Raw genomic sequence first — 23,098 nt, forward strand, 5'->3', positions numbered from 1 at the left:
CAGTTTGACCGGGCCCCTCACCACCACGTGATCGCCGGGGGTCCGCGGCCCGAGTGGAGGACCACCGAAGTGACCTACGTGATCGCCGAGCCCTGCGTCGACCTGCTCGACAAGGCGTGTATCGAGGAGTGCCCGGTGGACTGCATCTACGAGGGTGGGCGAATGCTCTACATCCACCCCGACGAGTGCGTCGACTGCGGCGCGTGCGAGCCGGTCTGCCCGGTGGAGGCCATCTACTACGAGGACGACGTCCCCGAGCAGTGGGCCGCCTACACCAAGGCCAACGTCGACTTCTTCGACGAGCTGGGCTCGCCCGGCGGCGCCTCCAAGGTCGGCAAGATCGACCGTGACGTGGAGCCCGCCAAGAGCCTGCCCCCGCAGGAACACGACGAGTGACCAGGCTGGATCTCCCCGACTTCCCGTGGGATTCGCTGGCGGCGGCGCGCGATCGGGCCGCCGCCCATCCCGACGGCATCGTCGACCTGTCGGTCGGGACCCCGGTGGACACCGTCCCCCGGGTGCTGCGCGACGCGCTCGCCGGGCCGGCGGCCCACGAGCCCGGCTACCCGACGACGCACGGCCCGTTCGCGCTGCGTGAAGCGGTGGCGGCCTCGATGCAGCGGCGTTTCGGCGTGGCCGGGATCGACCCCGCCGCCGTGCTGCCGACCATCGGCTCCAAGGAACTGGTGGCCTGGTTGCCGACGCTGCTCGGGTTCGGGCCGGGCGACACCGTCGTCATCCCCGAGCTGGCGTACCCGACCTACGAGGTCGGCGCACGTCTGGCGGGCGCCGCGCACCTCCGGTCGGACGGGTTGACGTCGGCCGGCCCGGCCCGGGTGCGGCTGGTGTGGCTGAACTCGCCGTCCAACCCGACCGGGCGGGTGCTGCCCGTCGAGCACCTGCGGAAGGTGGTCGCCTGGGCGCGGGAGCGGGGTGCCGTCGTGGCCTCCGACGAGTGCTACCTCGGCCTCCCCGGTGACGCCGACCCCGCGCCGCGGTCGGTCCTGCACCCCGATGTCTCGGACGGTGACCCGACCGGCCTGCTGGCCGTGCACTCCCTGTCGAAGGTGTCGAGCCTGGCCGGCTACCGGGCCGGGTTCGTCACCGGCGACCCGGCGCTGGTGTCGGGTCTGCTCGAGGTCCGCAAGCACGCCGGCATGATCGTGCCCCGGCCGGTGCAGGCGGCTCTGCAGGCCGCCGTGTCCGACGACGTGCACGTGGCCGAGCAGGCCGCCCGTTACGACTCCCGCCGGACCAGGCTCCGGGCGGGTCTGGAGAAGGCCGGCCTGCAGGTCGAGCACTCCCGGGCCGGTCTCTACCTGTGGGCCTCCGACGGTGAACCGTGCAGGACGACCGTGGACCGGCTCGCGGGCCTCGGGATCCTGGTCGCGCCGGGTGAGTTCTACGGGCCCGCAGGCGTCCGGCACGTGCGGGTCGCGCTGACCGCGTCGGACGAGCGGATCGACGCCGCCGTGGAGCGGCTCAGCGGTACCTGACCAGCGACGCGTGCAGGCACGCCCGCTGCTCGGGGCCGGTGGCGCCCCGGGTGCGGGCCCGGGTCGAGCAGGGTGGACCCGAGCGAGACGAAGGAGCCTGATGGCGTCTCCGGCGAGCCCCCCGCCCGAGCGGCGGGGAGTCCGCCCGGTGCTGGTCCTGCTCGGTGTGCTGGCGGTGGCGGCCAACCTGCGTGCCGCGCTGGCCGGCTACCCGCCGCTGCTGGAGACGATCCGGGTCGATCTCGGCGTCGGCGCCGGCGCGGCCGGGCTGGTCCAGGCCGGTGCGGTGTTGATGATGTCGGCGGGATCGTTCGGCGCGTCGGCGCTCACCGGCCGCGTCGGGCGGGAGCGGCTGCTCGGGATCGCGGTGGCCACGATCGCGGTCGGCAGCCTGCTGCGTTCGGTCGCGGCCCTGCCCGCCCTCGTCGGCGGGAGCGTGCTCGTCGGGTTGGGGATCGGTGTCGCCGGTGTCGCGCTGACCGGGGTCGTGAAGGAGCAGCTCGCCGACCGCGCCGGTGCGGTGACGGGCGCCTACGTGGTCGCCATGATGGTGGGGGCGACGGTCGCGTCGGCCGTCGCGGTCCCGCTGGCGGTGCTGCTCGGTGGCTGGTCGATCTCGTTGGCGGTGTGGGCCGTCCCGGCCCTGCTGGCCCTCGCCGTGTGGGCGCCCGTCGGGTCGAGGATCGGCCGGTCCCGTCCCGTGCCCGTGGCCCCCGGACCGCACGCCACGGGGCCCCTGGAGCGGCGCACGTGGCGGGATCCGTTCGCCCGCTGGACCGCCTGCTACCTCGTCGGTTCGTCGAGTGTCTTCTACGGCTGGTTGACCTGGTTGTCGCCGTACTACGAGTCGCAGGGCTGGAGCCCGCAGGCCGCCGGGCTGCTCCTGGCGGTCTGGAGCGTGGCGCAGATCCCGGTCGCGCTGCTGGTGCCCGCCGCGGCGGAGCGGCGGCGGCGCTGGAGGTTCTGGGCGTCGATGTCGGTGCTGAGCACGGTGGCCGGGACCGTCGGGGCGTTGCTGCTCCCGGCGCCGGACACGCCGCTGCCCTGGTTGTGGACGGTGCTGATCGGCTTCGGCGTCGGGGCAGGGCTCCCGCTGGGCCTCGCCGTGATCGCCTGGCGCACACCGACCCCGGCGCGCAGTGCCGCGGTCAGCGGGTTCGCACTGGGGATCGGCTATCTGGCGGCCGGGATGGGCCCTCCCGCGATGGGCCTGCTCATCGACGTGGGCGGCTTCGGGCCTGCGATCGGCCTGCTCGTCGCGGCTGGCCTCGTCCAGGGGATCGCCGTTGCGCGGATCGGCGACCGCCCGGCCTAGCCGCGGTGCCGGACTCCGCCACTGAGATCAGCGCAGGTCAGAGCCGCTCGGCCCGCTCGGACAGGGATGTCCACGCCGTCCACCAGCGGCCGCGGAGCTCCTCGGCGCGGGCCCGCTCACGTTCGACGAGACGACCACCGACGAAGACCTCGTGGGCGTCGGGGGAGTCGCCGAGCTCGTCGAGCAGCACCCGGATGCGGTGTTCGGCGACACAGGCGTCCTGGTGGTCGCCGAGCACCTCCTGCAGCTCCTTGGCGGCGTCGAGCATCTTCCGGACCCGCTTGGCGTCCGGGGTCCGCTTGCCCCTCGAGTTCCGCATCGCGGGCTCCACGAGCTCACCGGTGTAGCGCAAGCGCTTCGTCCTGATCCGCAGATCGTGCAGGGTCATGTCCGGCGGGTTGGGCCCGGCCCGGTCCACGGCCCTGGTCAGCTTGCGGGTCTCGGCGCGGACCAGGTCGATCAGCGCCGGCCGGGCCACCTCACCGGGGGGCTCCGGGAGCGGCGCGGACACCGCCTCGATCAGGCGACGGCGAAGCGTGGCGTGCCGGTCGGCGTCGAGTTCGTCGAGCATCTCCGCGCGCGCCCCGACCCGGTCGGCCTCGAGCACGGCCACCAGCCGTTCACCGGCGGCCCGCTCGACCGGCGGCAGCGTGGCCACCGCGCCGCGCAGGCGTTCGATCATCACGTCGAGATCGCGGACCGGGCCCAGCGCCCTGCCGAGCCGGCCCAGCTCCGCCCGCAGGTCGTCGGCCCAGGCCCCGTCGAGCAGGGGCCGGGCCGACTTCAACGCGGCACGCATGCGGCGCACGGCGACCCGCATCTGGTGCAGGTCCTCGGGATCGGACCCCTCGCGCGCGCCCGGCTCGTGGTGCAACAACGCGCGCAGCCGCTTGTCGAGCAGCGCGCGGACGTGGTTCACCGCCGGCTCGCCCGGCCCGGCCTTCACCGGCTCACCGAGATCGGCGACGCCGTAGAGGTTCGAGGGAGGCTGCGGAGCTCCGTCCATGCTCACGGCCTAGTTGGCGTGGAGAGCGGCGTTGAGGGCGATGCCGTCACCGGTCCGGGGCAGTGCCTCGACCGCGCCGGTCACCGAGTTGCGACGGAACAACACCCCGTCCTGCCCGGACAACGTGTGGGCGGCGGCAGTCGTGCCGTCGGGCAGCGTCACCTTCGTCCCGGCGGTGACGTAGAGGCCGGCCTCGACCACGCAGTCGTCACCGAGCGAGATCCCCAGGCCCGCGTTCGCACCCAGCAGGCAACGCCGCCCGATCGAGATGACCTCCTTGCCGCCTCCGGACAGCGTGCCCATGACCGAGGCGGAACCGCCGAGGTCGGAACCGTCGCCGACGACGACGCCGGCCGAGATCCGGCCCTCGACCATCGAGGCGCCGAGCGTGCCGGCGTTGAAGTTGACGAAGCCCTCGTGCATCACGGTCGTGCCCTCGGCCAGGTGCGCCCCCAGCCGGACGCGGTCGGCGTCGCCGATGCGCACACCGGAGGGCACCACGTAGTCGACCATCCGCGGGAACTTGTCGACGTGGGTGACGGTGACCGGCCCGCGCGCCCGCAGCTTCGCCCGGGTGAGCTCGAACCCGGCCACCGGACACGGGCCGTGGTTGGTCCAGACGACGTTGGACAGCAACCCGAACTGGCCCTCCAGGTTCACCTGGTGCGGCTGGACCAGGCGATGGCTGAGCAGGTGCAACCGAAGGTACACGTCGGCGGCGTCGGTGGGAGCCTCGGCCAGGGAGGCGATCTCGGTCCGGACCACCTCGGTGCGCACCCCGCGCAGCTCGTCGGAGGTGACGAGAGCGGAGAGATCGTCGACGGAAGCGGAGATCCCGGTCCCGGCGAGCGCCGGGGCCGGGTACCACACGTCGAGGACGGTGCCGTCGGTCGTGACGGTGGCCAGGCCGGTGCCGGAAGCGCCTTCGCGGCGGTACTCGGTACTCACGGCCCCCGAACCTACCGGTCCGGAGCGGACCGAGCGTGGTGGGCAGCGGGGGGCCGTCGCGGGTCGGTACCGTCGTCGTGGTGACGAGGACGATCCCCTCCCTGGACCTGACCGCCGATCCGGTCGCGCTGACCGCGGCCCTGGTCGACGTGGCCAGCGTCTCGGGGGGCGAGGAGCACCTCGCCGACCTGCTGGAGCACTCCCTGCGGGAACAGGCACCGCACCTGGAGGTGCTCCGCTCCGGGAACGCGGTCCTGGCCCGCACCCGGTCGGGCCGCCCGCACCGGGTGCTGCTCGCGGGCCACATCGACACCGTCCCGATCGCGGACAACGTGCCGTCCCGGCGTTCCGGCGGGTTCGTGCACGGCTGCGGGGCCTCGGACATGAAGTCCGGGGACGCGGTGTTCGCCCACCTCGCCGCCACGCTCCGGGAACCGCGGCACGACGTCACGTTCGTCTTCTACGACTGCGAGGAGATCGAGGCCGAGCGCAACGGGCTCGGCCGGATCGAGCGGGAGCACCGGGACTGGCTCGACGCGGACCTCGCGATCCTCGGCGAGCCGACCGACGGTGCGCTCGAGGCCGGGTGTCAGGGGACGCTGCGGGCCGAGCTCCGCACCGACGGCCGGCGCGCGCACTCGGCACGGTCCTGGCTCGGTGACAACGCGATCCACCGGGCCGGTGAGATCCTTGCCCGGCTGGCCTCCTACGAGGCCCGCGCCGTCGACATCGACGGCTGCCGGTATCGCGAGGGGTTGCAGGCCGTCCGGATCTCCGGTGGCGTCGCGGGCAACGTCGTGCCCGACGAGTGCGTCGTCACCGTCAACTTCCGGTTCGCGCCCGACCGGACCACCGATCAGGCCGTCGAGCACGTCCGAACCGTGTTCGACGGTTTTCCGATGGTCGTCACCGACCTCTCGGCGGGTGCCCTGCCGGGGCTGTCGGCGCCGGCCGCGGCCGAGTTCGTCCGGGCCAGCGGTGCCGTCCCGCGGGCGAAGTACGGCTGGACCGACGTGTCCCGCTTCGCGGCGCTGGGGATCCCGGCCGTGAACTACGGCCCCGGCGACCCGAACCTCGCGCACACCCGGGACGAGCACGTCGCCGAGCAGGCGATCATGGCGTGCACCGCCGTACTGCGCCGCTACCTCGCGCCCTGAGCCATCCGGGGGACCGGCGGCGCACGCCCGGGAATACCGTGCTCGGCATGGCCGATGAGAACGCCGATCCCCAGAGGCTGCCGGAGAAGCAGCGCGGCCCCGTGGTGCTCCGCCGCAGCCGCAGCATCGAGCCCACCACCACCGACCAACGGTTGCTCGACTCGCGGGGCCCGGCGGACTGGGTGCACACCGATCCGTGGCGGGTGCTGCGCATCCAGGCCGAGTTCGTCGAGGGCTTCGGGATGCTCGCCGAGCTGCCGCGGGCCGCGACCGTGTTCGGCTCGGCCCGGACACCTCCCGGTTCGGACGAGTACGAGCTGGGGCGCGAGCTCGGCGCGCGGCTCGTGGGAGCCGGGTTCGCGGTGATCACCGGCGGTGGCCCGGGAGCGATGGAGGCGGCCAACCGCGGTGCCTCGGAGGCCGGCGGGTTGTCGGTGGGCCTGGGGATCGAGCTGCCGTTCGAGCAGGGCCTCAATCCCTGGGTCGATCTCGGGATCAACTTCCGGTACTTCTTCGCGCGCAAGACGATGTTCGTGAAGTACTCGCAGGCCTTCGTCTGCCTGCCCGGCGGGTTCGGCACCCTCGACGAGCTGTTCGAGGCCCTCGTGCTGGTCCAGACCAAGAAGGTCACCAAGTTCCCGGTCGTCCTGCTGGGCACGGACTACTGGGGCGGGCTCTACGACTGGATCGCCAGGACGGTCATGCGCGACGGCAAGGTGTCACCGAAGGACCTCGACCTGCTGCACGTGACCGACGACGTCGACGACGCCGTCGACGTGGTCAACGAGGCCTATCACGCCTGGGAGGAGACACACTGATGTCCGACGGACGCGGTTTCGCGGTCTGTGTCTACTGCGCGAGCTCGAACGGGGTGGCGGCGCGCCATCTCGATCTCGCGGCGGCCGTCGGCCGCGGCATCGCGGCCCGGGGCTGGACGCTGGTCTCCGGTGGCGGCCGCACGTCGATGATGGGGGCGGTGGCCGCCGGTGCACGAGCGGCGGGCGGCCGTACGGTCGGGATCATCCCGCGGTCGATGGTCGAGCGGGAGTGGGCCGACCACGACAGCGACGAGCTCCTCATCACCGGCAGCATGCGGGAACGCAAGCAGTTGATGGAGGAACGGTCGGACGCGTTCCTCGCGCTGCCCGGTGGCCTCGGGACCTGCGAGGAGCTCTTCGAGGTGTGGTCGGCGGGCGTGCTCGGGCTGCACGGGAAACCGGTCGTCCTGCTCGATCCCGGTGGGCACTGGGACGGTCTGCTCGACTGGGTCGCGGGGCTCACCGACGGTGGGTTCACCTCGTCGTCCCCGCTGGAGCGGCTGCGTGTGGTGCGCGGGGCCGGCCCGGACCGGGCCGCGGTCACCGGTGCGGTGTCCGAGGCCGACCTGGTCGAGGAGGCGCTCGCGGCCTGCGGCCGGCCCGTCACGTAGCCGGCCCGGCCCGGGCGGTGCGTGAACCGCGCGGGGCGGACCGCCGGCGCCGCCGTCTCGTGATGAGATGGCGGCATGGGGACCGCGCTGGTGTACGTGCTCGTCCTCGCGGTCGTGGCGGGGGTGGTGTTCGTGCTGGCCGCGGCGGTGTTCGGCCGTGGTGAGGAGCTCGCCCCGCTCGCCCCGGACGCGACGCCGACGAGATTGCCGGCCCGCGAGGTGTCCGGCGACGACGTGCGTGACCTGCGGTTCCAGCAGGTCGTTCGCGGGTATCGCATGGCTGAGGTCGACTGGGCGCTGGACCGCCTGGCCGGGGAGCTGGACCGGCTCCGCGCCGACCGGCAGGAGCTGGTGGAGCGGGTCGTCCGGCTGGAGGCGACGATCGCGCGGATGCGCGCCGAGGAGGGTCCGGATGACGGACACCGGCCGGAACGGTGAGCAGGGCAGAGCGGCGGAGCTCACCGTCACCGTCGACGTGAACGTCCCGGCGGAGCTGCTCTGGGAGGTCGTCTCCGACCTCGAGGGCCAGTCCGACTGGATGCTCGCGACCACCGTCGAGGTCGTCGCCGGCGACGGCCGCTCGGTCGGCACCGAGCTGCGCGCGGTGACCGGGTTCGGTCCGCTGGCCGTCGCCGACACGATGCGTGTCACCGAGTGGACGGAGCCGCCCCCCGGTGGGCGGGGCCTGCGCCGGATCGTGGTGACCCACACCGGAACGCTGATCCGCGGCGACGGGGTGTTCGCCGTCGAGGAACTCGGGCCCCGCCGGAGCCGGTTCCTCTGGACGGAGTCGCTCGACCTCCCCCTGGGTGCGCTCGGCAGGGCCGGCTGGCCGGTGGTGCGACCGGCCCTGCGGGCCGGCGTCGCCCGGTCGCTGCGCACGATGGCCGAGCGCACCGAGGACCGTTACCGGGCGGGCCGGTGACCGCGCCGGACGGCCGCGGCCGCTGCGACTGGGCGTTGTCGGCGCCGGACTACGTCGCCTACCACGACGACGAGTGGGGCCGCCCGGTGCACGGCACCGCCGCCTGGTTCGAACGGATGGTGCTGGAGGGCTTCCAGTCCGGCCTGTCCTGGATCGTCATCCTGCGCAAGCGTCCGGCGTTCCGTGAGGTCTTCGAGGGGTTCGACCCGGAACGGGTCGCCCGCTTCGACGACGGCGACGTGGCCCGGCTGCTCACCGACGCCCGGATCGTGCGCAACCGGCAGAAGATCGAGGCCACGGTGTCGAACGCCCGCGCGGTGCTCGAACTGGCCGCCGCCGGCGAGGACCTGGGCGGGTTCCTCGCCTCGTTCGCGCCGGACCCGGCCACCCGCACCCGGCCCGCGACCCTCGCCGACGTGCCGGCGAGCACCCCGGAGTCCACCGCGCTGTCGCGGGCGCTGAAGAAGCGCGGGTTCCGGTTCGTCGGCCCGACCACCTGTTACGCACTCATGCAGGCGACCGGCCTGGTCGACGACCACGTGGCGTACTGCTGGCGGGCCGGCGGCGACGGCACCGCCCCCTCCCCGCCCCCCGGATGAGCGCAGCGGAGCGTCGCCGGGCCGTTGCGCTGCGTCGATGCCGGATCGGCTCCCGGAACACCGTCGCCGCGTCGTGATCGCCTCGGTTGCACCCCGGCACCGGCGATGAGCGACAATGGTGTTCCCGCCGCGGCGCGTGCCCCGAGCGCGTCCATGCGGGACGACAGTGTGTGTGGACCATGACGGAGGACGGACGAATGGCCGCGATGAAGCCCCGCACCGGCGACGGGCCCCTGGAAGTGACCAAGGAGGGCCGGGGCATCGTGATGCGCGTCCCGCTCGAGGGCGGTGGCCGCCTGGTGGTCGAGATGACCCCCGACGAGGCGGCGGACCTCAGTGAGGCGCTGAAGGCGACCGTCGGCTGAGCATCCCGGGTGGCGGCCCCGAGACCCGGTCCCGACAGCCGGAGCCGCCACCCGTCGTCACACCACGCTCTCGTAGACCGCCAGCGTCCGCCGGGCCATCTCGGCCCAGGCGAACTCGCCGGCCGCGCGCTCCCGCCCACGCTCTCCCAGCCGCGCCGCCCGATCCGGGTCCGCGACGAGTTCGTTCACGCGGTCCGCGATCGCGGTCTCGAAGGCGCCGGTGTCGGCAGCGTCGTAGTGCACCAGCAGCCCGGTCTCGCCGTCCGCGACGACCTCCGGGATGCCTCCGACGTCGGAGGCGACCACGGCGGTCCCGCAGGCCATCGCCTCCAGGTTGACGATCCCGAGCGGCTCGTACACCGAGGGGCAGACGAACACGGTCGCCGCGGACAGCAGCTGGCGGACCTCGGTGGTTCGCAGCATCCGCTGGATCCACACCACGCCGCCGCGCGACTGCGAGAGTTCGGCCACCGCCCGCTCGGTCTCGGCCGCGATCTCCGGCGTGTCCGGCGCGCCCGCGCACAGCACGACCTGGGCGGCCGGGTCGATGCGGTGGGCCGCGGCGAGAAGATGCCCGAGCCCCTTCTGCCGGGTGATCCGTCCGACGAACACCACGCTCGGCCGGTCCGGGTCCACCCCGTTCTCGACGAGTGCGTCGCGAGCCGGGTCGGGCCGGTAGAAGCCGGTGTCGATCCCGTTGTGCACCACGTGCACCAGCTCCGGGTCGATCGACGGGTAGGCGGCCAGCACGTCGCGGCGCATGCCGTGCGAGACGGCGATGACCGCGTCCGCGGCCTCGTAGGCGGTCCGCTCCACCCAGGACGACAGCCGGTACCCGCCACCGAGCTGCTCGGCCTTCCAGGGCCGCAGCGGTTCCAGCGAGTGCGCGGTGACCACGTGCGGGCGACCGTGCAGCAGCCCACCGAGGTGACCGGCCATGTTCGCGTACCAGGTGTGCGAGTGCAGGATGTCGCAGCGCTCCACCTCGGCCGCCATGGACAGGTCCACACCGAGTGTGGACAGTGCCGCGTTCGCCCCGTCCGGCAACGGTGGCGCCGAGTGGGTGCGGGCGTCGGCCGGTGCGTCGCTGCCCGGTTCGGCGAAGCAGTGCACGTCGACGTCGACGAGCTGCCGCAGGGCGGGGACGAGATGTCCGACATGGACCCCGGCGCCGCCGTAGACGGCGGGGGGGTACTCACGGGTGAGGATGCCGACGCGCACGGCGGCTGACCGTACGGGATCGGGGCGGGGCGCCGCGAGCAGTGATCGGGAGCGGGGCGGGCGACCTCGCGGGACGTGGTCCGGCGTGCCGCGGACGTATGGCCCCTTCACGGTGCGGGCACTAGGGTTCACCCCATGCGACCGACGTCGTCCGGACGGCTGCCCGGCAGGGTCTTGGGAATCGTGCTGGCGGGTGGCGAGGGCAAGCGTCTGTGGCCGCTCACGGCGGACCGCGCGAAGCCGGCCGTCCCGTTCGGCGGCAACTACCGGCTGATCGACTTCGTGCTGTCGAACCTGGTCAACGGCGGCATGGACCGGCTGTGCGTGCTGACCCAGTACAAGTCGCACTCGCTGGACCGGCACATCTCGACGACCTGGCGGCTGTCCAGCGTCCTCGACCAGTACATCACCACCGTCCCGGCCCAGCAGCGGCTCGGCCGCCGCTGGTACACCGGCAGCGCCGACGCCATCTTCCAGAGCCTCAATCTCGTCTACGACGACGAGCCCGAGTACATCGCGGTGTTCGGCGCGGACCACGTCTACCGGATGGACCCGGCCCAGATGATCGCCGAGCACGCCGAGTCCGGCGCCGGGGTCACGGTCGCCGGGATCCGGGTGCCGCGGGCCGAGGCGAAGGCGTTCGGGTGCATCGCCTCCGACGAGACCGGCCGGATCACCGAGTTCGTCGAGAAGCCCTCCGACCCGCCGCACGTGCCCGACGACCCGGACGTGACGTTCGCCTCGATGGGCAACTACGTCTTCACCACCCAGGCCCTGCTGGACGCGCTGCGGGCCGACGCCTCGAACGCGGACTCCGACCACGACATGGGCGGCGACATCATCCCGGCGCTGGTCGAGCGCGGCGAGGCGAACGTCTACGACTTCGCCGACAACATCGTCCCGGGTGCGACCGAGCGGGACGCCGGCTACTGGCGCGACGTCGGCACCATCGACGCCTACTACGACGCGCACACCGACCTCGTCTCGGTGCACCCGATCTTCAACCTGTACAACGCGCGCTGGCCGATCCGGACCGCGACGCCGGCGTTGCCGCCCGCGAAGTTCGTCGAGGGCGGGATCGCCCAGGACTCGGTGGTCGGTGCCGGGACGATCATCTCCGGTGCGATCGTCCGCCGATCGGTGATCAGCCCGAACGTCAGCGTCCAGGGTGGTGCCGAGGTCTCGGACTCGGTGGTGCTGCCGGGAGCCCGGATCGGTCGCGGAGCGGTGGTGCGCCGGGCGATCCTGGACAAGAACGTGGTCGTGCCCGACGGTGCGCTGATCGGCGTCGACCTGAACCTCGACCGCAGCCGCTACACGGTCTCCAACGGTGGGGTGGTCGTGCTCGGCAAGGGCGTCACCGCCCAGTAGGTCCCGCCGGCCCGGGTCGGCTCAGCGCCGCACCGCGCACAGCATCCCGTCGGCGACCGGCAGCAGCGCCGAGAGCAATCGCTCGTCGTCGCGGACCAGCCCGGCCGTCTCACGCAGTGCGGCCGTGCCGGGTCCGTCCGCGCTGCCGTCGCCGGCGACCCGGCCGCCGTCGAGCACGCCCTCCAGGACGAGCACGCCGCCCGGCCGCAGCAACCGGATCGCCTCGGCCAGGTAACCCGGGTACTCGGCGGGCACGGCGTCGGCGACGACCAGGTCGTACCCGCCGTCGGTGAGCCGCGGGAGCACGTCCAGGGCCATCCCGTTGATCAACCGCAGCCGGCCCGGCCCGTAACCGGCGCCCAGGAACGCGCGACGCGCCGAGCGCTGCAGCTCCGGGTCGACGTCGATGGTGGTCAGCACGCCGTCACCGGCCATGCCACGCAGCAGGTACAGGCCGCTGACCCCGGCGCCGGTGCCGATCTCGACGACGGCCCGCGCGGAGATCGTCGCGGCCAGCACGGACAGCGCCGCACCTCCGGCCGGGCTGATCGGGTGAGCCCGGGCGGCGGTGCCGAGCGAACGCGCCGAGCCGAGCGCCTCGTCCTCGGCGAGGTAGCCCTCGGCGTACGCGGTCGCGCCCGCGGGTGTGCTCATGGCGCAAGATTATCGGTGAGTTCCCCGGCGATATTTCACAGACTTCTCTCAGACGGGTTTCACATCCTCCTCATCGGGCGAGGGCACTCTGTATCGCAACGAACGACACCGCGCTGGTCGCACGCACCCGTCGCACGGACCCGGACGGATCGCCGGCCGACCGCGCCACACCGGAGGTGCCCCACCCCGATGCCCGCTCCTCGCGACCATGACGACGCCCCGGTCAGGGACGCCGCCGACGGCACCCGCCCCGGCGAGGGTGCCGACTGGACCCCGCCCAGCTGGGACGAGGTCGTCCGGGAGCACGCCGACCGCGTCTACCGTCTCGCGTACCGCCTGTCCGGCAACCAGCACGACGCCGAGGACCTCACCCAGGAGACCTTCATCCGGGTGTTCCGCTCGCTGGCCTCCTACAAGCCGGGGACCTTCGAGGGGTGGCTGCACCGCATCACGACGAACCTGTTCCTCGACATGGTCCGCAGGCGGGCCCGGCTGCGGATGGAGGGACTGCCCGACGACACCGAGCGGCTTCCCGGAGGCGGGCCGGAGCCGGAGACCGTGTTCGCCATCAACCACCTGGACCCGCACCTGCAGGCCGCCCTCGACGAGCTGCCCCCGGACTTCCGGGTCGCGGTCGTCCTGTGTGACGTCGAAGGCCTGTCCTACGAGGAGATCGGCGCGACCCTCGGGGTGAAGCTGGGCACCGTGCGCAGCCGGATCCATCGTGGGCGGACAGCGCTGCGGGCGTCGCTGGAGCGCCACCGGGCGGCCGACGCAGCGGGTGCCGAGTCGGGGCCGACGGTGGCACCTGACCGTGGCCCGGTGGCAGAGTTGGTGCCGTGACCGATCGACCGCGTTTCCAGGTCGTCCCCCCGGATTGGGGGGAGGCCCATCTGACGCTGGAGGCGGTCGTCGCCTACGTCGACGACGAGCTGGCCTCCGGCCCGCACGAGCGGGCCACCCGTCACCTCGAGCGGTGCGCGGACTGCGCGGCCGAGGTCGCCGGGCAACGACGGGCCCGGTCCGTACTGCGCGGGGCGGACGCACCGACCCTGCCCCCGTCGCTGATGAGCACGCTCCGTTCGATCCCGCAGGAGACCGAGCTGCCCCCGCCGCCCGCCGGGTTGTCGCTCACCCCCGAGGGGGAGCTCGTCTCGGTGCTGCGCCCGGCGTCGCCGGACGGGCAGCAGCGCAGGTCGAGGCGGTCCCGGCGGGTGAAGCTCGGTACCGGTGCCGCCGTGTCGGGGATCGCGCTCGGTGCGCTGGCCTTCGGTGTCCCCGCGGCGTGGACGTCGGCGCCCGCGCCGGCCCCGGGCGGTCAGGGCCCGGCCGCGGCAGCGGTGGCCCGGTTCGCGACGACCCCCGCGCAGGCCCCGCGCCAGCGCTCGACCTCGGTGGCTCCGGTGTCGGAGGCGACCGGTGGCGCGCAGGCCCCGGAGCCCGCGGCGCCGCTGCGGAACGTGGGTCTGCCCCCGTCCGGCTGAGCGCAGGGACCCGAAACAGTAACTTCACCGGCTGACCGGCAGGCTGGGCCGGTGCCGACCGTGATGGACCGCCGATGAGCGATACCCCGGACCCCGGTCCGTCCGGTGGCCCCGGGACACCGATCGGTGACGGCACGGCCCCGCCCCGGCTGGCGCCGAGGCCGTTGGAGCGTCCGGCCCCGGACCCGGTGGACCGTGCGGCGTTCGGCCGGCCGGCCGGCGTCGTCTCGTCGTTCGGGCCGCGCCCACGCACCACCTCGAACGGTTCGGTCCCGGTGGCGCCCCCGCCCACCGCCGCGGTCGCCCGCGCGTTCGGCCGCCCCGCCGGCGGTGACGGCGGTCTGCAGCGTCCACCGGCGCAGGATGCCGGTGGGCACAGCAACGGCCGGGGCGAGCACGGCGGCGACGCCTTCTGGCCGGGCGGATCCGCCGAGGACCCGTGGCGGAACCCGGGCACGCCGGTGGTCGCCGCGTCCCCGCACGGCGACGCCGGTCCCGCGCCCGCCCCGGACCTCCCGGCCGGGCCCCGGCTGAGCGTGCGCGAGGTGTTGTTCGGTGATCGGGTCCAGCCGCGGGCGCTGGCGCTGTTGGGGGTGCTGGCACTGGGCATCGGCGCGATCGGCGGCCTCACCGGGCACTGGGCGGCCTCCGGCGCGAGTGCTCTGACCAGCCCCGGCGCGGTGCTCGCCACGGCCGAGGAGGCGAAGGAACGCCCACCCGGCTCGGTCCCGGACGTGGCGGCCCGGGTCCTGCCGTCGGTGGTCTCGCTGGAGGTGACGGTCGGGAACCAGGCGGGCAACGGCTCCGGCGTGGTGATCGACCCGGAGGGCTACGTGCTCACCAACGACCATGTCGTCGCCCCGGCCACCGGGCCCGGTGAGGGCTCGGTGGAGGCGGTCTTCTCCGACGGGTCGCGGGTCCCGGCGGTCGTCGTGGGTACCGATCCGATGACCGACCTGGCGGTGCTGAAGGTTCCGGTGGAGAACCCCACGGTGGCTGCGATCGGCCGCTCGTCCGAGCTCGCGGTCGGTGACGCGGTGATCGCGATCGGCTCGCCGTTCGGGCTGGCGGGCACGGTGACCACCGGCATCGTGTCGGCCGTGGACCGGCCGCTGCGGCTGGACCCGGAGGGCAGCGCGGGGGACGCGGTGATCGACGCCGTGCAGACCGACGCCGCGATCAACCCGGGCAACTCGGGCGGCCCGCTGGTCGACGCGACCGGAGCCGTGGTCGGGATCAACACCGCGATCCGCAGCGCAGGGGCCGAGGTGGGCGGACAGGGCGGGTCGATCGGGCTGGGGTTCGCGGTCCCGATCGACGACGCCCGGACGATCGCCGAGGAGCTGATCCGCACCGGCCGGGTCGCGCACGCCGATCTCGGGGTGAACGCGCGCTCGGTGACCGACGGAGCCACCGACGGCGCCCAGGTCCAGAACGTCGCCGCGGGCGGGCCGGCGGCGGCGGCGGGACTGCTCGAGGGGGACGTCGTCGTGCGGGTGGGGGGTCGTGCGATCGCCGGCGCCGACGAGCTCGTCGTCGCGGTGCGGGAGCACGTGCCGGGCGACCAGGTGCCGATCGAGCTGGTGCGTCAGGGCAGGCCGCTCACGGTGACGGTCACGCTGGGGCAGCGCTGAGCCCCGGCCGGATCACCGGCCTGCATATCCTGGTTCCGGGCCGTTGTCCGTACCCTGGTGAGGTGTTCGAGAACATCGGCATGTGGGAGATCCTCATCCTGGTGGTCGCGGGGCTGTTCATCCTCGGCCCGGAGCGGCTCCCCGAGGCTGCCCGCTGGCTGGGCAGCGCCGTGCGCAAGGTCAAGGAGTACGCGACCGGCGCCCAGGACCATCTGAAGCGTGAGCTCGGCCCGGAGTTCGACAAGATCCAGCAGCCGCTCAACGACCTGCGCAGCCTGCGGTCGTTCAACCCGCGTACCGCGATCACCCGCAGCCTGTTCTCCGACGACGAACCGGTGAAGCGCAACGGACACGGCCCGGGCTCCCGCACCGCGAACGCCGCCGGCGGGATCGCCGCGGCCGCGGCGAGCAGCACCGCGGCGGCCGGCGCCACGACCTCGCCCGCCGCACCCGACGAGGCCGTGGCGAACGGGATCACCGCTCCCGCCACGCCCGCCCGGCAGCCGCTCGCCGCCGGCGAGCGTCCCCCCGTCGATCCGGACGCCACCTAGCAGCGGTGCGCGGGCCCGGAGGCCCACGCACCGGCGAGGGGCCTCAGCCCAGCAGCGGCGGTCGCCGCAGGTGGTGCTCGGTCGCCTGCTGGTAGGCGTGCGCGGCGGCGAGCACCGTGGCGTCGGCGTGCCGCGGCCCGACGACCTGCAGCCCGACCGGCAGCCCGGCCGAGGTGAACCCGCACGGCACGCTGGCCGCCGGCTGCTGGGTCATGTTGAACGGGTAGGTGAACGGCGTCCACGACGTCCAGCGCGGGTTCGGCCAGCCCTGCGGCACCTCCCGGCCGCCCTCGAACGCGGTGATCGGCAGCGTCGGTGTGAGCAGCAGGTCGTACTCGTCGTGGAAAGCGCCCATCAGCGTGCCCAGCTCGTTGCGGACGGCCATCGCGCCGAGGTAGTCGAGCGCCGGGATCGATGCGCCCTGCTCGGCGATCTCGACCAGCGCCGGGTCCATGCGGGCGCGGGCCCGGGCGTCGATCGGCTCGAGCGACTTCGCCGCCGCGGCGAACCACAGGGTGTGGAAGGGCTCGATCGGGTCGGCGAAACCGGGATCGGCGCTCTGCACGGTCGCACCGAGCGAGCTGAAGACCTCGACCGCCGCGGCGACCAGCGCGGCGACCTCGGGATCGACGGTGGCGAACCCGAGGGTCGCGGAGTACGCGATCCGCAGCCCCTGTGCTCCTCCGGCGAGTCGGTCGACGGCGGATTCACGGGGGACGTCGAGCACCCACGGGTCGCGGGTGTCGGGCCGGGCCACGACGTCGAACAGCAGCGCCGCGTCGGCGACGGTGCGGGTCATCGGGCCGACGTTGGCCAGCGTGCCGAACGCGGAACCGGGGTAGTGCGCGATCCGGCCGTAGGTCGGCTTGTGCGCGACGGTCCCGGTGAAGGCGGCCGGGATGCGCACGGAGCCACCGGCGTCGGTGCCCAACGACAGCGGGCCCATCCTGAGCCCGACGGCCGAGGCGCTGCCGCCGGACGAGCCGCCCGCGGTGAGCGACGGGTCCCACGGGTTCGTGGTGACACCGGTCAGCGGCGAGTCGGTGACGCCCTTCCAGGCCAGCTCGGGGGTGGTGTTCTTGCCGAGCAGCACCGCCCCGGCCTCGCGGACCCTGGCCACCGGCGGGCCGTCCACCTCGAACGGTCCCTCGGACGGGGTCGTGGTGGAGCCGCGCCGGGTGGGCCAGCCGACGGTGAGCAGCATGTCCTTGATCGAGGTGGGGACGCCGTCGAGCGGACCGATCGGCTCGCCGGCCTGCCAGCGGGCCTCGGAGTCCTTCGCCGAGGCCAGCGCGGAGTCGGCGTCGACGAGGCAGAACGCATTCACGGCGCCGTCGTGCGCCTCGATCCGGTCGAGCGCGTCCCGGGTGGCCTGTACCGGGGAGATCTCGCCGCTGCGGTACCCGGCCAGCAGCTCGGTCGCACTGAGGTCGGCAGTAGTCACGGCCGTCACGCCCTTCCCCCGGAGGAGCTCACGTATCCACGTTCCTTGTCCACCACGTTGCGCAGTTCCCGGCCCGTCCGGTAGCGCTCCAGGTTGTCCGCGAACAGCTCGACGAGCATGTCCTTCCACCCGACCACGTCACCGGACATGTGCGGGGAGATCAGCACGTTCTCCATCGTCCACAGCGGAGAGTCCGCGGGCAGCGGTTCGACCTCGAACACGTCCAGCGCCGCCCCGGCGATCCGCCCCGACGCGAGCGCCTCGACGAGGTCGTCCTGCACGACGAGCGGACCCCGCCCGATGTTGATCACCCGTGCCCGCTGGGGGAGGAGCGCGATCGTGCCGCTGTGCAGCATGCCCCGGGTCGCGTCGGTGAGGGGTGCCGCGAGCACCAGGTAGTCCGAACCGGGGAGCAGGCCCGGCAGCTCGTCGAAGGCGTGCACGCCCTCGGCCGCCCGCCTGCCGACGAGCCGCACGTCGAGCCCGGCGGCGCCCAGCAGCTGCGCGATCGCGCGCCCGATCGGGCCGCTGCCGACGACGGTGGCGACCCGGCCCGCGATCGTCTCGGTCTCCCGGTGGTGCCATGTCCGTTCCCGCTGCAGGGCGAGCGAGCGGGCGGTGTCCTTCGCGAACGCGAGCACGGCCCCGAGCACGAACTCGGCGATCGGCCGGTCGAAGACGCCGCGCGAGTTGGTGAGGGTCAGCGGGGTCGCGAGCAGCTCGGGGAACGCGACCCGGTCGACGCCGGCGCTGGCGGTGTGCACCCAGCGCAGCGACCGCGCGAGGTCGTCGTGCCACACCTGCCTGACGGCGTCGGAGGTGAAGTCCCAGGTCAGCAGCACGTCGCTGCCGGGGAGGGCGGCGGCGAGCTCCTGGGCGTCCGCGGCGAACCGGAGACGTGCGTCACCGGCCCGGGTCTCGAGCCCGGGCGGGGTCTCACCGGCGTGCAGCACGGCAATGGTGATGGGGTCCTGACCAGCGGAAACCGGCAATGAACGATCCTGTCGGTGGTGAGGTCGGGCGGCGTTGACACGCTAGGAAGCGCACCTAGGATTGTCAACAATCCGCCTATCCGGCGGAAGTCTCCCCGCACCCACGACCGTTCCTGGGGGAACCGTGAGCAAACTGATCAGGATCGAGCTCGCCCAGCGCGGCGTCGCCTGTACCGCCCGGTTGCTGGAGGCCGAGGCGCCGCGGACGTCGGCGGCCGTCTGGGAGGTGCTCGCCGACGGTCCGGTGGGCGGGGACGCGCAGCACGCCAAGTACGCCCGCAACGAGGTCTACACGATCGTCCCCCGGTTCGGCCCGCGGATCGGCCAGGAGAACCCGACGGTGACCCCGATTCCCGGTGACGTGTGCTACTTCGACTTCCACGGCGGCATGCTCGACACGTCGTTCAAGGCCGACCAGGGCATCGACGCCGAGGCGGGCGGCATCGATCTCGCGATCTTCTACGGCCGGAACAACCTGCTGCTCAACGGCGACGTCGGCTGGGTTCCGGGCAACGTGTTCGCCTCGATCGTGGACGGGCTCGACGCGATGGCCACGGCCTGCCACGACGTGTGGCGCTCCGGCAGCGTGGGGGAGCGGCTCGTCTACTCGCGGGTCGAGTGACCCTTGCGATCCCGGGGAGATCTGTAGGATTGTCGACAACATGAGCACGGTCGGCATCCTGTACCCCGGTCACTCCGCCGAGGACGACTACCCGCGCGCCGAGAAGCGGCTGCAGGACGGCAGCCTGCTCCCGCTGGTGCACACCGAGATGAAGGTCGACGCCCACCGGGCGGACGCCCTGCTGGACATCGGCGGTGACGACGTCCTGGCCGACGGCGCCCGCCGGGTCGCGGCCGAGGCGGGTCCGCTGGACGCGATCGTCTGGGCGTGCACGTCGGGCAGTTTCATCTTCGGTCCCGAGGGCGCCGCGCGCCAGGTCGCGGCGCTGCAGGAGGTCGCCGGGGTGCCGGCGTCGAGCACGTCGTTCGCGTTCGTGGACGCCTGCCGGCGGCTCGACGTCTCGACCGTGGCGCTCGGTGCGACCTACCCGCAGGACGTGGCGGACGCGTTCGTCGCCTTCCTGGGCCACCACGGCATCACGGTGCTGACGGTCTCGGCGCGCGACATCATCACCGCCGCCGAGGTCGGGACCCTGCCCGCGCAGACCGTGCTGGACTTCGCCGAGGCGGTCTCCGCCGACGCCCCGGCGGCCGACGCGGTGCTGCTGCCCGACACCGCACTGCACACCGTCGAGCTGCTGGACGCGCTCGACGCCCGGGTCGGGAAGCCGGTGCTGACGGCCAACCAGGTCAGCATCTGGCAGGGGTTGCGGCTGGCCGACGCCGACATCGTCCGCCCCGGCCTGGGGACGTTGTTCCGGAAGGGGTGACGCGGTGAGCACAGAGGTCTCGGACCTGGAGCCGGTGAGCAGGCGATCCACCGCGGAGATCGTCGCGGACCGGATCCGCACCGCGATCATGCGCGGCACGTTCGCGCCGGGGGCCCAGCTCGGCGAGGTGGACCTGGCCGGCCGGCTCGGGGTGAGTCGCGGCCCGCTCCGGGAGGCGATGCAGCGCCTGGTCGCCGAGGGTCTGCTGCGCAGCGAGCGGCATCGCGGGCTGTTCGTGCGCGAACTCGGCCCGGACGACGTCCGCGACGTCTACCTGGCCCGCACCGCCGTGGAGCGCGCGGCAGCACTGCAGGTGCTGGCGGGTGACCGGGCCGCCGCGGCGGTCGCACTGGAGATCCCGCTGGGCGCGATGCGGGCCGCCGCCGCGGCGGGGGACGCGGTCGCGCTGGCCGACGCCGATCACGACTTCCACGCCGCGCTGGTGGCGGCGTCCGGCAGCCCGCGGCTGCGCCGGATGACCGACGGGCTCCTGGTGGAGACCCGGATGTGTCTCGCCGCCTTCCAGCAGACCGCGCCACCGGCGCCCGAACTGCTCGCCGAGCACGAGCTGCTCCGGGACGCGCTGCGCGACGGACGTACCGAGCTGTTGCTCGACCGGCTGGCCGCACACATGGACGAGGCGGTCGCGCGGATCCTCGCAGCGATGCCCGGCGCGGCGTGATCGCCGTGGTGCGCATGTGAGCCCGCGCGCTGTGCATGCCACGGGATCGTTGCCGCAAGTAAAGTAACGGCACGTGACAGGTGTGCTCGAGGGGTTCCTGGTCATCGGCGTGGTCGTCGGTGTCGGGTACGTCCTCGGGCGCTACGAGCTGCTCGGCGAGCAGGGCGCCCGGGTGCTGGCCCGCACGGCGTTCTTCGTCGGGGCGCCTGCGCTGCTGTTCATCACGCTGGCCCGGGCCGACATCGGCGCGGTCCTCTCCCACGGCCTCGCGGTGACGGCGGTGACCAGTTCGCTGGCCTGCCTGCTCTTCGTGCCGGTGGCACTGCTGCGGCGTCGTCCGGCGGGCGAGATCGTCGTGGGGGCGATGGCGTCGGGTTACGTCAACGCGGGCAACCTCGGTATCCCGATCGCGACCTACGTGCTCGGCGACGCCGCAGCCGTCGCCCCGGTGCTGCTGTTCCAGTTGGCGGTGCTGACCCCGCTGTTCACGACACTGCTCGACGTCGTGCCGGGTGACGGCAGGGGGGAGCGGCCCGGCCTGCTCCGGGTCGTCGGCGCTCCCCTGCGCAACCCGATCGCGATCGCCACCGCCGCGGGTCTGACGGTCTCCGCCACCGGAGTACGGCTCCCGGAGCCGGTGACGGCGCCGGTGGAGCTGCTCGCGGCGCTCGCGGTCCCGGCGATGCTGCTGGCCTTCGGCCTGTCCCTGCGCGGCGCCCGCCGCCCCGGCACGGGGGAGACCGCACCCTCGGTGTGGACCGCTGTGCTGATCAAGAACGTGGTGCATCCGGTGATGGCGTGGGCGTTCGCGGCGGGCGTGCTCGGACTGAGCGGCCCGGCCCTGCTGGCCGCCGTCGTGCTCGCCGCGCTGCCGACCGCTCAGAACGTCTTCGGCTACGCGGTGCGCTACGAGCGCGGCGTCACCCTGGCCCGGGACACCGCCCTGGCGACGACCGTCGCGGCGGTACCGGTGCTGCTGGTCGTGGCCGCGCTCCTGTCCTGAGCACGCCCGCCGACGGTGGTCGCCCCTTGCCCGAGCCGCCCGCGCATGATTCCCTGAGATTGTCGACAACTCGACAACCGTCGATCGGTGCCTCCGGTCGACCCCGGAGCCGGACGCTCGACTCTCGACGCATCAGGAGTTGCGAACCCATGGCACAGCTGTCCCCGCTGCTGAAGCAGGCCACCCCGGTCCAGGCCGCCCGGGGTGAGGGCGTCTATCTGTTCGACACCGACGGGCGACGCCACCTGGACTTCACCGCAGGCATCGGCGTCACCTCGACCGGACACTGCCACCCGGCGGTGGTGAAGGCCGCGCAGGACCAGGTCGCGACGCTGATCCACGGCCAGTACACGACCGTCATGCACCAGCCGCTGCTGAAGCTGGCCGAGCGGCTCGGCGACGTGCTGCCGGAGGGGATCGACTCGGTCTTCTTCTCCAACTCCGGATCGGAGGCCGTCGAGGCGTCGGTGCGGCTGGCCCGCCAGGCCACCGGCCGGCAGATCGTCGTCGCCTTCGACGGCGGGTTCCACGGCCGGACGATGGGTGCGGCGGCGCTCACCACGTCCGGCGCCAAGATCCGGGCCGGGATCGGCCCGCTGATGGGCGGCGTCGCGTTCGCGCCGTTCCCCTACGCCTACCGGCACGGCTGGACCGAGGAGCAGGCGGTCGCGTTCGCGCTCGGCGAGCTCGACCGGCAGCTGGCGAGCACCGCCCCGGCCTCCGACGTCGCGGCGTTCATCGTCGAGCCGGTGCTCGGCGAGGGCGGTTACGTGCCGACCCCGGCCGCGTTCCTGCAGGGCCTGCGCGAGCGGGCCGACCGGCACGGCGTCCTGCTGATCGCCGACGAGGTGCAGACCGGGTTCGGCCGCACCGGCAGGTTCTGGGGCCACCAGCACGCCGACGGCGTCGTCCCGGACATCATCGTCACCGCCAAGGGACTGGCGTCGGGGTTCCCGCTGTCGGCCATCGCCGCACCGAAGGCGATCATGGAGAAGGCGTGGCCGGGTTCGCAGGGCGGGACCTACGGTGGCAACGCCGTCGCCTGTGCCGCCGCGCTGGCCACCCTCGACGTGGTGCTCGGCGAGAACCTGGTGGAGAACGCCCGGGAGCAGGGTGAGCGGCTCCTCGCCGGCGTCCGGGACGCGGCACAGGGCATCGCCGCGATCGGCGACGTCCGCGGCCGTGGCCTCATGGTCGGCATCGAGTTCGTGGACGCACAGGGCAGGCCGGACGGTGCGACCGCCGCGACGGTGCACGCCGCAGCGGCCGGACACGGGTTGCTGCTGCTGACCTGCGGGCTGCACGGCAACGTCGTGCGCATGATCCCGCCGCTGGTCGTCACCGCCGACCAGATCGACGAGGGCCTGGCCCTGTGGACCAAGGCGCTGACCGACGCGCTCTCCTGAGCACGGACACGCGAACGGCCCGCCC

Annotated in this window: 26 protein-coding genes; 20 read left to right on the top strand and 6 right to left on the bottom strand. The window is 73.5% G+C overall.

Annotated features, from left to right (window positions below):
- Positions 1 to 69: 69 nt before the first annotated feature.
- From fdxA to AB0J24_RS14000, 3 genes are all read left to right on the top strand, one after another.
- The gene (fdxA, locus tag AB0J24_RS13990) at positions 70 to 396 is read left to right on the top strand and encodes a ferredoxin (RefSeq protein ID WP_349298642.1); all 327 of its coding nucleotides are present in this window, start codon (positions 70 to 72) and stop codon (positions 394 to 396) included.
- On the top strand, positions 393 to 1,496 hold the full coding sequence (dapC, locus tag AB0J24_RS13995; protein WP_358680446.1) for a succinyldiaminopimelate transaminase: 1,104 nt from the start codon (positions 393 to 395) through the stop codon (positions 1,494 to 1,496). Before fdxA ends, dapC begins: the two co-directional genes overlap by 4 nt.
- A 100-nt stretch (positions 1,497 to 1,596) precedes the next feature.
- A complete protein-coding gene (locus AB0J24_RS14000; protein WP_358680449.1) occupies positions 1,597 to 2,811 on the top strand; it encodes an MFS transporter in 1,215 nt (404 codons plus the stop codon).
- Positions 2,812 to 2,848: 37 nt separating this feature from the next.
- Here AB0J24_RS14000 and AB0J24_RS14005 read toward each other — a convergent pair whose 3' ends face one another.
- Together AB0J24_RS14005 and dapD are read right to left on the bottom strand one after the other, a co-directional pair.
- Positions 2,849 to 3,817 (bottom strand): CHAD domain-containing protein, encoded by a 969-nt coding sequence (locus AB0J24_RS14005; protein ID WP_358680452.1) that lies wholly within the window; start codon positions 3,815 to 3,817, stop codon positions 2,849 to 2,851.
- Between the two features lie 9 nt (positions 3,818 to 3,826).
- A complete protein-coding gene (dapD, locus tag AB0J24_RS14010) occupies positions 3,827 to 4,765 on the bottom strand; it encodes a 2,3,4,5-tetrahydropyridine-2,6-dicarboxylate N-succinyltransferase (RefSeq protein ID WP_358680454.1) in 939 nt (312 codons plus the stop codon).
- Positions 4,766 to 4,857: 92 nt separating this feature from the next.
- On the opposite strand from dapD, the gene dapE reads away from it, so the two are divergent.
- The 7 genes from dapE to AB0J24_RS14045 all read left to right on the top strand — a co-directional run bounded on the left by dapE (position 4,858) and on the right by AB0J24_RS14045 (position 9,240).
- Positions 4,858 to 5,922 (top strand): succinyl-diaminopimelate desuccinylase, encoded by a 1,065-nt coding sequence (dapE, locus tag AB0J24_RS14015; protein ID WP_358680576.1) that lies wholly within the window; start codon positions 4,858 to 4,860, stop codon positions 5,920 to 5,922.
- Between the two features lie 47 nt (positions 5,923 to 5,969).
- Positions 5,970 to 6,740 carry a TIGR00730 family Rossman fold protein gene (locus AB0J24_RS14020; RefSeq protein ID WP_358680457.1) on the top strand — a complete coding sequence of 257 codons (771 nt, stop codon included), beginning with the start codon at positions 5,970 to 5,972 and terminating at the stop codon, positions 6,738 to 6,740.
- On the top strand, positions 6,740 to 7,351 hold the full coding sequence (locus tag AB0J24_RS14025) for a TIGR00730 family Rossman fold protein (RefSeq protein ID WP_358680460.1): 612 nt from the start codon (positions 6,740 to 6,742) through the stop codon (positions 7,349 to 7,351). The genes AB0J24_RS14020 and AB0J24_RS14025 overlap by 1 nt, the downstream gene beginning before the upstream one ends.
- A 75-nt stretch (positions 7,352 to 7,426) precedes the next feature.
- On the top strand, positions 7,427 to 7,789 hold the full coding sequence (locus tag AB0J24_RS14030; protein ID WP_358680463.1) for a DivIVA domain-containing protein: 363 nt from the start codon (positions 7,427 to 7,429) through the stop codon (positions 7,787 to 7,789).
- Positions 7,764 to 8,276, top strand: coding sequence for an SRPBCC family protein (locus tag AB0J24_RS14035; protein ID WP_358680466.1), 513 nt, complete (start codon positions 7,764 to 7,766; stop codon positions 8,274 to 8,276). Before AB0J24_RS14030 ends, AB0J24_RS14035 begins: the two co-directional genes overlap by 26 nt.
- On the top strand, positions 8,273 to 8,875 hold the full coding sequence (locus AB0J24_RS14040; protein ID WP_358680469.1) for a DNA-3-methyladenine glycosylase I: 603 nt from the start codon (positions 8,273 to 8,275) through the stop codon (positions 8,873 to 8,875). Before AB0J24_RS14035 ends, AB0J24_RS14040 begins: the two co-directional genes overlap by 4 nt.
- A 197-nt stretch (positions 8,876 to 9,072) precedes the next feature.
- Positions 9,073 to 9,240 carry a DUF3117 domain-containing protein gene (locus AB0J24_RS14045; protein WP_344026400.1) on the top strand — a complete coding sequence of 56 codons (168 nt, stop codon included), beginning with the start codon at positions 9,073 to 9,075 and terminating at the stop codon, positions 9,238 to 9,240.
- 57 nt (positions 9,241 to 9,297) lie between these two features.
- On the opposite strand, the gene glgA is transcribed toward AB0J24_RS14045, so the two are convergent.
- Positions 9,298 to 10,461, bottom strand: a complete 1,164-nt coding sequence (gene glgA / locus AB0J24_RS14050) for a glycogen synthase (protein WP_358680473.1) — start codon at positions 10,459 to 10,461, stop codon at positions 9,298 to 9,300.
- A 135-nt stretch (positions 10,462 to 10,596) separates the two neighbouring features.
- On the opposite strand from glgA, the gene glgC reads away from it, so the two are divergent.
- On the top strand, positions 10,597 to 11,832 hold the full coding sequence (gene glgC / locus AB0J24_RS14055; RefSeq protein ID WP_358680476.1) for a glucose-1-phosphate adenylyltransferase: 1,236 nt from the start codon (positions 10,597 to 10,599) through the stop codon (positions 11,830 to 11,832).
- Between the two features lie 21 nt (positions 11,833 to 11,853).
- Here glgC and AB0J24_RS14060 read toward each other — a convergent pair whose 3' ends face one another.
- A complete protein-coding gene (locus tag AB0J24_RS14060; protein WP_358680479.1) occupies positions 11,854 to 12,486 on the bottom strand; it encodes an O-methyltransferase in 633 nt (210 codons plus the stop codon).
- 189 nt (positions 12,487 to 12,675) lie between these two features.
- Between AB0J24_RS14060 and sigE the strand changes: the two genes are divergently transcribed.
- The 4 genes from sigE to tatB all read left to right on the top strand — a co-directional run bounded on the left by sigE (position 12,676) and on the right by tatB (position 16,155).
- A complete protein-coding gene (sigE, locus tag AB0J24_RS14065) occupies positions 12,676 to 13,329 on the top strand; it encodes an RNA polymerase sigma factor SigE (RefSeq protein ID WP_358680482.1) in 654 nt (217 codons plus the stop codon).
- Positions 13,326 to 13,970 carry a zf-HC2 domain-containing protein gene (locus AB0J24_RS14070; protein ID WP_358680485.1) on the top strand — a complete coding sequence of 215 codons (645 nt, stop codon included), beginning with the start codon at positions 13,326 to 13,328 and terminating at the stop codon, positions 13,968 to 13,970. The genes sigE and AB0J24_RS14070 overlap by 4 nt, the downstream gene beginning before the upstream one ends.
- A 74-nt stretch (positions 13,971 to 14,044) precedes the next feature.
- Positions 14,045 to 15,604: a trypsin-like peptidase domain-containing protein gene (locus AB0J24_RS14075; protein ID WP_358680488.1), complete on the top strand. Its 1,560-nt coding sequence runs from the start codon at positions 14,045 to 14,047 to the stop codon at positions 15,602 to 15,604.
- A 62-nt stretch (positions 15,605 to 15,666) separates the two neighbouring features.
- Entirely contained in the window at positions 15,667 to 16,155 is a 489-nt protein-coding gene (tatB, locus tag AB0J24_RS14080; protein ID WP_358680491.1) for a Sec-independent protein translocase protein TatB, read from the top strand.
- Between the two features lie 43 nt (positions 16,156 to 16,198).
- Here the strand turns inward: tatB and AB0J24_RS14085 are convergent, their stop codons facing one another.
- Positions 16,199 to 17,599 (bottom strand): amidase, encoded by a 1,401-nt coding sequence (locus tag AB0J24_RS14085; protein ID WP_358680494.1) that lies wholly within the window; start codon positions 17,597 to 17,599, stop codon positions 16,199 to 16,201.
- A 5-nt stretch (positions 17,600 to 17,604) separates the two neighbouring features.
- Entirely contained in the window at positions 17,605 to 18,591 is a 987-nt protein-coding gene (locus AB0J24_RS14090) for a D-2-hydroxyacid dehydrogenase (RefSeq protein ID WP_358680497.1), read from the bottom strand.
- Positions 18,592 to 18,715: 124 nt separating this feature from the next.
- On the opposite strand from AB0J24_RS14090, the gene AB0J24_RS14095 reads away from it, so the two are divergent.
- From AB0J24_RS14095 to AB0J24_RS14115, 5 genes are all read left to right on the top strand, one after another.
- Entirely contained in the window at positions 18,716 to 19,213 is a 498-nt protein-coding gene (locus AB0J24_RS14095) for a DUF3830 family protein (protein ID WP_358680499.1), read from the top strand.
- 40 nt (positions 19,214 to 19,253) lie between these two features.
- Complete coding sequence (locus tag AB0J24_RS14100; RefSeq protein ID WP_358680502.1) at positions 19,254 to 19,982, top strand: maleate cis-trans isomerase; 729 nt, start codon at positions 19,254 to 19,256, stop codon at positions 19,980 to 19,982.
- Between the two features lie 4 nt (positions 19,983 to 19,986).
- Entirely contained in the window at positions 19,987 to 20,664 is a 678-nt protein-coding gene (locus AB0J24_RS14105; protein ID WP_358680504.1) for a GntR family transcriptional regulator, read from the top strand.
- Between the two features lie 73 nt (positions 20,665 to 20,737).
- Positions 20,738 to 21,667 (top strand): AEC family transporter, encoded by a 930-nt coding sequence (locus tag AB0J24_RS14110; RefSeq protein WP_358680507.1) that lies wholly within the window; start codon positions 20,738 to 20,740, stop codon positions 21,665 to 21,667.
- A 149-nt stretch (positions 21,668 to 21,816) separates the two neighbouring features.
- Positions 21,817 to 23,073, top strand: coding sequence for an aminotransferase class III-fold pyridoxal phosphate-dependent enzyme (locus AB0J24_RS14115; RefSeq protein WP_358680509.1), 1,257 nt, complete (start codon positions 21,817 to 21,819; stop codon positions 23,071 to 23,073).
- Positions 23,074 to 23,098 lie beyond the last annotated feature (25 nt).

The sequence above is a fragment of the Pseudonocardia sp. NPDC049635 genome (assembly GCF_040659795.1).
Lineage (GTDB): Bacteria > Actinomycetota > Actinomycetes > Mycobacteriales > Pseudonocardiaceae > Pseudonocardia.

Excerpts from the sequence above, each read along its gene's own strand:
- AB0J24_RS14000 (WP_358680449.1), top strand. The coding sequence starts at position 1,597 with ATGGCGTCTCCGGCGAGCCCCCCGCCCGAGCGGCGGGGAGTCCGCCCG.
- AB0J24_RS14005 (WP_358680452.1), bottom strand. The coding sequence starts at position 3,817 with ATGGACGGAGCTCCGCAGCCTCCCTCGAACCTCTACGGCGTCGCCGAT.
- AB0J24_RS14020 (WP_358680457.1), top strand. The coding sequence starts at position 5,970 with ATGGCCGATGAGAACGCCGATCCCCAGAGGCTGCCGGAGAAGCAGCGC.
- AB0J24_RS14025 (WP_358680460.1), top strand. The coding sequence starts at position 6,740 with ATGTCCGACGGACGCGGTTTCGCGGTCTGTGTCTACTGCGCGAGCTCG.
- AB0J24_RS14030 (WP_358680463.1), top strand. The coding sequence starts at position 7,427 with ATGGGGACCGCGCTGGTGTACGTGCTCGTCCTCGCGGTCGTGGCGGGG.
- AB0J24_RS14035 (WP_358680466.1), top strand. The coding sequence starts at position 7,764 with ATGACGGACACCGGCCGGAACGGTGAGCAGGGCAGAGCGGCGGAGCTC.
- AB0J24_RS14045 (WP_344026400.1), top strand. The coding sequence starts at position 9,073 with ATGGCCGCGATGAAGCCCCGCACCGGCGACGGGCCCCTGGAAGTGACC.
- glgC (WP_358680476.1), top strand. The coding sequence starts at position 10,597 with ATGCGACCGACGTCGTCCGGACGGCTGCCCGGCAGGGTCTTGGGAATC.
- AB0J24_RS14060 (WP_358680479.1), bottom strand. The coding sequence starts at position 12,486 with ATGAGCACACCCGCGGGCGCGACCGCGTACGCCGAGGGCTACCTCGCC.
- sigE (WP_358680482.1), top strand. The coding sequence starts at position 12,676 with ATGCCCGCTCCTCGCGACCATGACGACGCCCCGGTCAGGGACGCCGCC.
- AB0J24_RS14075 (WP_358680488.1), top strand. The coding sequence starts at position 14,045 with ATGAGCGATACCCCGGACCCCGGTCCGTCCGGTGGCCCCGGGACACCG.
- AB0J24_RS14100 (WP_358680502.1), top strand. The coding sequence starts at position 19,254 with ATGAGCACGGTCGGCATCCTGTACCCCGGTCACTCCGCCGAGGACGAC.
- AB0J24_RS14115 (WP_358680509.1), top strand. The coding sequence starts at position 21,817 with ATGGCACAGCTGTCCCCGCTGCTGAAGCAGGCCACCCCGGTCCAGGCC.